The sequence below is a fragment of the Erwinia sp. 009765445 genome (genome assembly GCF_058137865.1).
Genome location: NZ_JBYUWC010000015.1, coordinates 133033 through 142228, shown reverse-complemented (window position 1 = coordinate 142228; position 9196 = coordinate 133033). Strand labels below are relative to the sequence as shown.

8 protein-coding genes and 3 pseudogenes are annotated in these 9196 nt (G+C 49.0%); 7 read left to right on the top strand and 4 right to left on the bottom strand.

Annotated elements, in window-relative coordinates:
- Window positions 1–99: 99 nt before the first annotated feature.
- The 3 genes and pseudogenes from AC3Y5R_RS17295 to AC3Y5R_RS17285 all read left to right on the top strand — a co-directional run.
- Window positions 100–462, top strand: a pseudogene (locus AC3Y5R_RS17295) (hypothetical protein); the annotation flags it as partial.
- A gap of 21 nt (window positions 463–483) precedes the next feature.
- Window positions 484–1359, top strand: a pseudogene (locus tag AC3Y5R_RS17290) (RHS repeat-associated core domain-containing protein); the annotation flags it as partial.
- Between the two features lie 42 nt (window positions 1360–1401).
- On the top strand, window positions 1402–2157 hold the full coding sequence (locus AC3Y5R_RS17285) for a hypothetical protein (protein ID WP_489922346.1): 756 nt from the start codon (window positions 1402–1404) through the stop codon (window positions 2155–2157).
- A gap of 259 nt (window positions 2158–2416) precedes the next feature.
- Here the strand turns inward: AC3Y5R_RS17285 and AC3Y5R_RS17280 are convergent.
- Window positions 2417–3106: pseudogene (locus tag AC3Y5R_RS17280) on the bottom strand (IS6 family transposase).
- 285 nt (window positions 3107–3391) lie between these two features.
- On the opposite strand from AC3Y5R_RS17280, the gene AC3Y5R_RS17275 reads away from it, so the two are divergent.
- The gene (locus AC3Y5R_RS17275; protein ID WP_489922345.1) at window positions 3392–3952 is read left to right on the top strand and encodes a recombinase family protein; all 561 of its coding nucleotides are present in this window, start codon (window positions 3392–3394) and stop codon (window positions 3950–3952) included.
- 25 nt (window positions 3953–3977) lie between these two features.
- Here the strand turns inward: AC3Y5R_RS17275 and AC3Y5R_RS17270 are convergent, their stop codons facing one another.
- The 3 genes from AC3Y5R_RS17270 to AC3Y5R_RS17260 are packed head-to-tail and all read right to left on the bottom strand — an operon-like array spanning window position 3978 to window position 6330.
- Window positions 3978–4685, bottom strand: a complete 708-nt coding sequence (locus tag AC3Y5R_RS17270) for an SDR family oxidoreductase (RefSeq protein ID WP_489922338.1) — start codon at window positions 4683–4685, stop codon at window positions 3978–3980.
- Between the two features lie 17 nt (window positions 4686–4702).
- Window positions 4703–5452, bottom strand: a complete 750-nt coding sequence (locus AC3Y5R_RS17265; protein WP_489922337.1) for an SDR family NAD(P)-dependent oxidoreductase — start codon at window positions 5450–5452, stop codon at window positions 4703–4705.
- Window positions 5449–6330, bottom strand: coding sequence for an SDR family oxidoreductase (locus tag AC3Y5R_RS17260; RefSeq protein WP_489922336.1), 882 nt, complete (start codon window positions 6328–6330; stop codon window positions 5449–5451). The genes AC3Y5R_RS17265 and AC3Y5R_RS17260 overlap by 4 nt, the downstream gene beginning before the upstream one ends.
- Window positions 6331–6433: 103 nt before the next feature.
- Here AC3Y5R_RS17260 and AC3Y5R_RS17255 point away from each other — a divergent pair, with 103 nt between their 5' ends.
- From AC3Y5R_RS17255 to AC3Y5R_RS17245, 3 genes are all read left to right on the top strand, one after another.
- Entirely contained in the window at window positions 6434–7351 is a 918-nt protein-coding gene (locus AC3Y5R_RS17255; RefSeq protein WP_489922335.1) for an AraC family transcriptional regulator, read from the top strand.
- Window positions 7352–7811: 460 nt separating this feature from the next.
- Complete coding sequence (locus AC3Y5R_RS17250; RefSeq protein WP_489922334.1) at window positions 7812–8501, top strand: IS6 family transposase; 690 nt, start codon at window positions 7812–7814, stop codon at window positions 8499–8501.
- Window positions 8502–8595: 94 nt separating this feature from the next.
- Window positions 8596–9051, top strand: a complete 456-nt coding sequence (locus AC3Y5R_RS17245; protein ID WP_489922333.1) for a hypothetical protein — start codon at window positions 8596–8598, stop codon at window positions 9049–9051.
- Window positions 9052–9196: the final 145 nt, after the last annotated feature.

Here is a 9196-nt window from a genome sequence, read left to right as displayed (position 1 = left end):
GCTTAAAACTGCCAGTTTTACCCATGGTGGGTCAGTTTTACATTGGCATGTGGGGCATTTTTACATCGGTACTAACAGTTATTACAGGAACCTCAGCTTGGTAAAGGATTTTATGTCGATTTTGTTTTGCCTGCTTATGATATTGACATCCACGGAAACAATCGGGCATTTACCTTGCAAATGAAAAAAGCTGTGGATACAACAACATATATTATTTATTCGGGCATGCTAACCGAACGTCAATTAGATGTTGAATTGTTTATTCCTTATAATGGAGAGGGGGATAAGTATAATTATACCATCAAAGTTTTTTTGCTTACTCAAAAAAACAACACAGAGAAGGATAACGTTGGGGCTCACTTTAAATATGCCAATAATAAAGCGACATTAGTAACTAACATATCCGATGTCAGTATGTTTGCAGAAGCGCCTTCTATACATAATGACCGGACGAGCGAACCCATGGACTTCAGCGGTGCTACCCTTCCCGCAGACGATACCGAGTACACAAACTACACCCGCACTTACACCTGTGACGAAGCCGGCAACCTGACGCAGGTCCGCCATACCCCGGCCACGGGCAGCGGTTACACAACTCAAATTACCGTAAGCGACCGCAGCAACCGGGCTGTGCTGAGTTCCCTGACCGAAAACGCCGCAGACGTGGATGCGCTGTTCACCGCGGGCGGGCAGCAGAAACGGCTTCAGCCGGGACAGAACCTGATGTGGACGCCACGTAACGAGCTGCTGAAGGTGACGCCGGTGGTGCGTGAGGGTGATACCAATGACAGTGAAAGCTACCGCTACGACACGGGCAGCCAGCGGGTCCTGAAGGTCAGCGTGCAGAAAACCGGGAACAGCACGCAGACACAGCGGGCACGGTACCTGCCGGGGCTGGAGCTGCGCAGCACAACATCCGGTGATACTGAAACGGAAAGCCTGCAGGTTATCACGGTGGGCGAGGCGGGCCGTGCGCAGGTGCGGCTGCTGCACTGGGAGAGCGGCAGGCCGGATGATATCAGCAATGACCAGATAAGGTACAGTTACGATAACCTGACCGGCAGCAGCGGGCTGGAGCTGGACGATGATGGAAATATCATCAGCATGGAGGAGTACTATCCGTATGGAGGCACGGCTGTTCTGGCTGCCCGTAGCACCGTGGAGGCGGACTACAAAACCGTGCGCTACTCGGGCAAGGAGCGTGATGCGACGGGGCTGTACTACTACGGATACCGCTACTACCAGCCGTGGGCGGCCCGGTGGCTCTCCGCAGACCCGGCGGGGACGGTGGACGGGCTCAACCTGTTCAGGATGTGCAGGAATAACCCTGCAACACTGTTTGACAAAAAGGGGCTTTCACCTGCTAATGGCAATAACTATCTACATAATACCAGTGTAAAAATGCCTGGAAAAGCAACAAAAAGTAAGGGGCAATCAGCGAATGTTGGGTGTACATTAAGTACTCTGAGCAGTTGCGCAGCCGGATTAAATAACATGCGACTCATAAACAACCGACTGGCGACAATAAAAACCAGAGGTAAAGAAGACGATAATGCGGCGGTCAGCAAGGAGAGTAAACCTAAAAATTATCCCATTATTCGTTTCCAGACACCAGATGAAGTGCAAATGGCCCCTCTGTCCAGTGCGCCTGAGCAGATCTGGCACAGCGTAGAAATGGAAAAACCGGGATGGGATACCCAGTATGTCTTTGGCGCAAACAGAGAAATATTTTCTGAACATTTAATAGAACCATTAACGATATTAGCAAGGAGAAACAGCATCACCAAACGCCCTATTAATATTATAAGCGGAAGTCATGGTGTCGAAGATGGTCTGAATTGGGCTTTTGATGGCAAGGTGCCTGTCAGAAGACCTGAAATATTAGAACATCAATTTTTTGAGGAAGATATCGATACTGTAGAGAAAATAGAGGCTGGCACCCTGTCCGAATTGTCCTCCCTGAAGGGGAGAGTCAATGTTATTGATTTAGCAGATATTGATGGTCCAAACTATCTCCAGAACTATCTGAATAATCCATCTAATCATGTTATACTGGCTCACTGTTTTGGCAGGAACGACGCTATTATGCGTAAATACAGAAATCTGAACGCAGTGATTTCATATATAGATGATGAGGATTTTGAGAAGGCTGCGTAAAGGGTTCTGTCGCATTAAGCGGGCAATCAGGTAACATGCTGTTTTTTTGTTTTGTGGCTTTAGTGTAGGCAAGTCAGTAAAAATTGAATTTCCTGTTTTTCAGGAAGCTATCAGATAAAACTGTTCTGCCGGAGACATCCCGTCCCCGGCAGGGTGCTGATATTGCCCTTTATGTATCATGTTAATCAGTTCAATACCGGCCAGAAGGCTCTGTCGCATTAACGGCGGCAGGTTGCCGGAAAACGGGTCTGTTAATTTTTTATGTAACCAGAAGGTAAAACTGCTCAGCCAGGGACAATCCGCCCCCGAGCGGATGTTGAAGCTGTCCTTTGCGTAACATGTGTATGATTTCGATCCCCGCCAGAATAGCCTGCCCCCGTCGGAAGGATTTGAATCCCGTCATCAGCTTTATCCGCCGTTTGATATTACGGTGATCCTGCTCAACCAGATTGTTCAGGTACTTACTCTGCCTGACCTTAATGTACTCCTCCCTGCCAGCATTCAGCTCCGCAAGGGCAGCGGTGTTTGCACCGCTTTTATCGATGGTCACCACCTCAGGTTAGTCGTGATGGCGGATAGCCTTACGAAAGAAGCGCAACGCCGCTGCAGCGTCACGCCTGACGGTCAGCAGAAAGTCGACGGTTTGACCCGTCGTATCGACCGCACGGTACAGATATTTCCACTGCCCCCTGACCCGGATATACGTCTCGTCCATTCGCCACCGGCGGCCCACGGCACGTTTATGCCGGCGAAATGCCCTGTCCAGCAGCGGCACCAGGCGGATAACCCAGCGGTGAAGCGTCGAATGGTCAACAACCACGCCCCGCTCTGTCATCATCTCCTCCAGATTGCGCAGGCTCAGGGAATAAGCCAGATACCAGCGGACGCACTGCGCGATGATATCGACGGGGTAATGTAACCGTTTAAAGGCATTTCGGATCAGAGACATGGTCAGGTAACATCATGAAAAAACAGTATGTTACCTGACAACTTCTTAATACGACAGAACCGGTTCTGCAACATAGCGACCATAATTCAGTTCCTGCTCAGTGGTCAGAAAATCGACGGGCATATCGGCCTCCCTGCCTGACGGTTATATGTTAACAATTTTGCAACCGTCCGAAATATTATAAATTATCGTACATATTAAAATGGTCTAACCTGGCTGTCTATTAAATCGTTTTTTTGACATAATAGACACTCTATGTCCGATAATCGATTTAAGGTACATTTTATGCGGCTTTTTGGTTATGCTCGCGTATCAACCAGCCAACAGTCTCTCGATATTCAAGTCAGGGCACTCAAAGATGCAGGTGTGAAAGGAAATCGCATATTTGCCGATAAAGCATCAGGCAGCTCTACTGAGAGGGAGGGACTGGATCTTCTGAGAATAAAAGTGGAAGAAGGTGATGTCATTATGGTCAAGAAACTTGACCGCCTCGGTCGTGACACCGCTGACATGATACTGCTGATAAAAGAATTCGACGCCCAGGGAGTGGCCGTCCGGTTTATTGATGACGGGATAAGCACTGACGGGGAAATGGGGAAAATGGTCGTCACCATTCTTTCGGCTGTGGCACAGGCTGAACGCCAGCGCATCCTTGAGCGAACAAATGAAGGACGACAGGAAGCCAGACTAAAAGGTATAAAATTTGGAAGAAAGCGATCAGTAAACAGACCTCAGATAGCCGCCCTGCATGCCCGGGGAGTTGGAGCAGCATTAATAGCTAAACAGATGAAAATCGCTCGTTCAACTGTATACACAGTAATAAAAGAGATTAAAAACAACCAGTGATATTACTGGTTGTATATCAGAATCATCACCATGGCCAGGTGTTATTTTCGTAGTCAAGGAACAGATGGTCTTTATCGTTACGATGTTGTTCAATCACATCAGTCATTCCTTTAACGCTGGTCCCGATGTCAATCTCTGCCTCAACTGCACCATTCAGCGTTCCCATTGCAGTAGCCGCCCAGCCCGGGTGTACAGACAAGACGGTATGCCCATCCTGTCTGATATCCATATAAATACAGCGTGCCAGCATATTAAGCGCCACTTTACTTGCACGGTACAGTTCAAGACCTATTCCCGGTTCGGTATTACCTGCAATACTTCCCCTGTGTGATGACATAAATACTATCGTTCCCTCTGTTTTCAGTGACGGAAGGAGATGTCGGGCCAGGCGGGCAGGCCCAAAAGCATTGGTCATCATTATCTGATGGAATTCAGCATCAGATGCCTGCAATACAGACTGATGCAAGGGGCCATAAATACCGGCAACCATAAAAATAACATCAAACCGGCGTTCGCTAAGACTGACAATAAGAGGTGCAATACAGGAGGTGTCCGTCACATCCATTTTTTCGGTGGTCAGTTTTCCCGGATAAGTGCTGTTAAGGGTGCTAAGTGATGAAATATCTGCGTCGGGCAAATATGTGGCAAACACATCCCAGCCCCTGTTCAGATATTCTTCTGCCAGGCCCAGCCCGAGTCCTTTATCAGACCCGACGATTAAGATACTTTGCATTTTTAATTCTCTCCTGATTACTGGGCTGTATAACCGCCGTCGGCCATCAATACAGTTCCCGTGACAAAACTGGCTTTCGGTGAGGCAAGCCAGATAATGGCTTCCGCAATTTCTCCCGGCTGAGCAACCCTGCCAAGAGGGTGAACATGGCCGTAACTGGCCAGGGTAGCGCGGCTGTCTTCGACAATGCCGGAGAGAATGTTTGTTTCGACAACGCCGGGTGCCACTGCATTGACCCGGATATTATATTCAGCAGCTTCCAGTGCTAAAACCTTCGTCAGCTGAGCAATGGCGCCCTTAGAAGCCGAATAAGCTGACGTCATTTTCATACCGACTATGCTGACCACGGAGGCCACATTAACAATGGCGCCCTGCCTGCGTGGTTGCATTGCCTTCAGACTTTCCCTGCAAAGAAGAAAATATCCCCTGGCATTGATCGACATAATGCTTTCCCATTCTTCAACAGACGTTTCGGTAGCCAGCTTATTCAGGGTTTTTCCCGCATTGTTAATCAGAATATCCACGCAGCCAAATTCTGTCCGGGCGAGTGCAACCGCGCTGATGACTTGATCTTCCTGACTGACGTCACAGACCTGCGCTATAACCTCATTATCCCGTGCAAGTGAATAAACAGCCGGATCGATATCCAGAGCCAGAATCTTTGCCTTGTGGTGAATTAACATTTCCACTGTGGATCTGCCAATATCGCCCGCAGCTCCTGTCACGATAACCACTTTGTTCTCAAGGCCTAAAAAATCTTCCATCATTCATCCTCAAATAAAGTGTTACGCTGCCAGAGTTCCATCTCATTCATCAGTCGGTATTGAAACTCCCTGGTACGTATAAAAGCATCCCCGCCCAGCACCAGCGTTCGGGGGGGATTTGGTGAGTTAACTGCTTCGATTATAATTCTGGCACCTTTGCCTGGATCCCCTTCCTGCCTGCCATCTCTTAGCTGCATTTTGTTGAGTTGCTCAGTGACCGCCGGATAAGCACCTGCTTCCTGAAACCCTACCCGGACAGAATGCGTGGAGAGAAAATCTGTACGAAATCCTCCCGGAGCCACCGAGGTCAATGAAATGCCATGAGGCAGGGTTTCACGGCCAAGCCCGTGCGACAGCGCGTCCAGTGCTGATTTTGCTGCGGCATAAATGGCAGAACCGGGAAGTGGGTCGAGTGCCGCAATGGACGTTATATTCAGAATATGCCCGCTGCACTGTAGCCGCATGCCAGGCAGCACAGCCTGAATCAACCGAAGTGGGGTAAAGAAATTAACCTGAAAAAGGCGGGCAACATCAGCAGATGACGATGTTTCAGCCGGGCCCAGCAGTCCGTAGCCTGCGTTGTTCACGAGCACATCAATTCGGCCAAACTGAGAGATAACCTTCCCGACAAGCAATTGCTGAGCTCCCTCTGTTTCCGCATCCCATTGAAAAACACTTAACCTCCCGGAGGTAAATGGGTATTTACCATCGCGGATGGTACCGGCAACGCTGTCTCCGGAGGCAATGACTGCTTTGGCAAGAGCCAGTCCCAGGCCCCGCCCAATTCCGGTGATTAGCCAGATTCTTTTCCCAGACGGATGTTGCATAGATTTCCTCCTGTCAGTTAATACCAGGAGAATAGAGGACGGGGACCACGACAACAATGGCAGTTAATGTCTAAACATTGCCTTTTACTCTCAAATTCCTTCTGATAAGGTCGTTATAAGGCTTTAATATTATCATTTCGCATATACAGGTGAAAAAGTGCCCACTATCACGCAGGAAATAATCTCTCTCTGCCTGTCTCTTACTCCTGAAGAAGGCTATTCGCGGACCTGCATGAATAAAATTAAGTTACTGCGGGTCAATGAGTCTGTGCCGCATACTCCCGTGCTTTATGAACCCTGTATCGTTATTGTCCTCCAGGGTAAGAAAACAGGCTGGATGGACGGACAGGAATTTGCCTATGATCCGCAACATTACCTGGTTGTCTCGGTTCCGATGCCTTTTAGCAGTCAGACAGTTGCCAGCCATGACGAGCCGCTTCTGGCAATGTCTGTCACACTTGATATGGCTGTTATTGCCGAAATACTGATTGAACTGGGGGAGACTTACACCAGGGATGATGATATACCGAAAACATTGCTTTCCACTCCACTGGGAGATGATCTGACGGATACAGTTTATCGCCTGTTAAGGGCTGTATCTGACGAAGAAAAAGCCCGTATCCTTGGGCCGGGGATCCTGAAAGAACTCTACTACAGGGTACTGATTGATGAACAGGGAGCGTCAGTCAGGGCAGCACTTTCGGGGAAGGGACATTTCAGGCAAATTTCGGCAGCAGTTCACACCATTCATACCCGGTTTATGGAACCTCTTGATGTTCCTTCACTGGCAAAAGCGGCGGGAATGAGCTCGCCTTCTTTTCATCGCCATTTTCGGGAATACATGGGTACAACACCCATTAAGTATCTGATATCGATCAGACTGCATCAGGCACGATTTTTAATGGTCAGAAGTAATATAACGGCCAGTGAAGCCTCACTGAGAGCAGGTTATACAAGTCCGACACAGTTCAGCAGAGAATTCAGGCGTTTCTTTGGCCATCCACCACAAAAAGAGGCGCAACGTTTACGCCGCTTACTGAAAGTAAAAGCCGAGTCATACTGGCCTGAGGGTTAGTAACTTTGAATAAGGGGTTCGAGGGCCAACCGTGCGAAAAACCACGTTAGTGAATTAACATGTATTAGTGTGATTACCAAGGGATTCTGACGGTATAATTACCAGGCGATTTTGTCGTTATCACACTATCAACGCCCTTCGATTCAGGCAAAGTCTTTTGAGGTATTAGATAACGATGCCACTTTGGCTAACCTAAGGGCCATCGTATTCATATTCTCGCGTAGCCAGATGTAACGGACGCCATTAGGGCTAATATCTGCTGAGTATCGATCGTTCATCTGACGTGATACCTGTACCTGACCGAGATGGGGATTACGTAGAGAGAAGTCGATAACCAGTTTTTCTAAGGCTTCTTCTGTTCGGTTCTTATGCCGTAAATCTGGTGTCTCCTGGCGCTTGAGGGTTCTGTCGCATTAAGAAGTGGTCGGGTAACATACTGTTTTTTCAATGTTGCCTGACCATGTCTCTGATCCGAAATGCCTTTAAACGGTTACATTACCCCGTCGATATCATCGCGCAGTGCGTCCGCTGGTATCTGGCCTACTCCCTGAGCCTGCGAAATCTGGAGGAGATGATGACAGAGCGGGGCGTGGTTGTTGACCATTCGACGCTTCACCGCTGGGTTATCCGCCTGGTGCCGCTGCTGGACAGGGCATTTCGCCGGCATAAACGTGCCGTGGGCCGCCGGTGGCGAATGGACGAGATGTATATCCGGGTCAGGGGTCAGTGGAAATATCTGTACCGTGCAGTCGATACGACGGGTCAAACCGTCGACTTTCTGCTGACCGCCAGGCGTGATGCGACAGCGGCGTTGCGCTTCTTTCGTAAGGCTATCCGCCATTACGGCGAACCTGAGGTGGTGACCATCGATAAAAGCGGTGCAAACACCGCTGCCCTTGCGGAGCTGAATGCTGGCAGGGAGGAGTACATTAAGGTCAGGCAGAGTAAGTACCTGAACAATCTGGTTGAGCAGGATCACCGTAATATCAAACGGCGGATAAAGCTGATGACGGGATTCAAATCCTTCCGACGGGGGCAGGCTATTCTGGCGGGGATCGAAATCATACACATGATACGTAAAGGGCAGTATCAACATCCGCAAAGTAATGGACTGTCCCCCTCAGAACAATTTTATCTGTTGGCCGCTTAAAAAATCGGCAGTGCAAAGTTTGCTGACTTGCCTGCGCTAAAGCGACAAAACCACTCTGCTGGCACTGGATCACCTCGCGTCCTCTCATCCAGCCATGTACAAAACCGCATTGCAGGTGGTTGTCCGCAATTTGCAGGAAGGATCCCGTGAATATCTGATGGGCGCGCTGACCAACCCGTCATATTCCATTGCGAGACTGGCGTGCAGACAGATAGTGAAGTTAAAACTTTACCTTACGCGAAACGATTTACAGCACTGTATTGCGGTATCACCTTCTGTACCACACAGCATGATTTATTTTTCTCTGGCCCAACGTTTGAGCCTCTGGGATTGCCTTATATTCCTGCTGACTAATGTGGCCGTGGATAATGGGAGGTTTACACAGGAGGGGCTGATTCGCTGTAATGCCAGAGTTAATCGTTATTATGAAACGCCGTCAGAGTCGCAACAAGTACAGTTGGCTGGCTTGCTGGACGAGAAAGGAAAAACCTTGTTGAAGCATCAGGAAATACTGGCGCAGCGGCTGGGCGAATATTTTGATCTCGCATAATCATGGTCTGAATGGCTGCTCCATCTTGAGAAAGATCGCCTCAGCCGGGTGCCGGGCGCTATCAGACCGGATATGGCGAGCTTCCCTCATCACACTGTAGAAGCCTTTTCACCAGTAAATTTGTTTTAATCGTGTTTGCGTCATT

Excerpts from the sequence above, each read along its gene's own strand:
- AC3Y5R_RS17285 (WP_489922346.1), top strand. The coding sequence starts at position 1,402 with ATGCCTGGAAAAGCAACAAAAAGTAAGGGGCAATCAGCGAATGTTGGG.
- AC3Y5R_RS17275 (WP_489922345.1), top strand. The coding sequence starts at position 3,392 with ATGCGGCTTTTTGGTTATGCTCGCGTATCAACCAGCCAACAGTCTCTC.
- AC3Y5R_RS17270 (WP_489922338.1), bottom strand. The coding sequence starts at position 4,685 with ATGCAAAGTATCTTAATCGTCGGGTCTGATAAAGGACTCGGGCTGGGC.
- AC3Y5R_RS17265 (WP_489922337.1), bottom strand. The coding sequence starts at position 5,452 with ATGATGGAAGATTTTTTAGGCCTTGAGAACAAAGTGGTTATCGTGACA.
- AC3Y5R_RS17250 (WP_489922334.1), top strand. The coding sequence starts at position 7,812 with ATGTCTCTGATCCGAAATGCCTTTAAACGGTTACATTACCCCGTCGAT.
- AC3Y5R_RS17245 (WP_489922333.1), top strand. The coding sequence starts at position 8,596 with ATGTACAAAACCGCATTGCAGGTGGTTGTCCGCAATTTGCAGGAAGGA.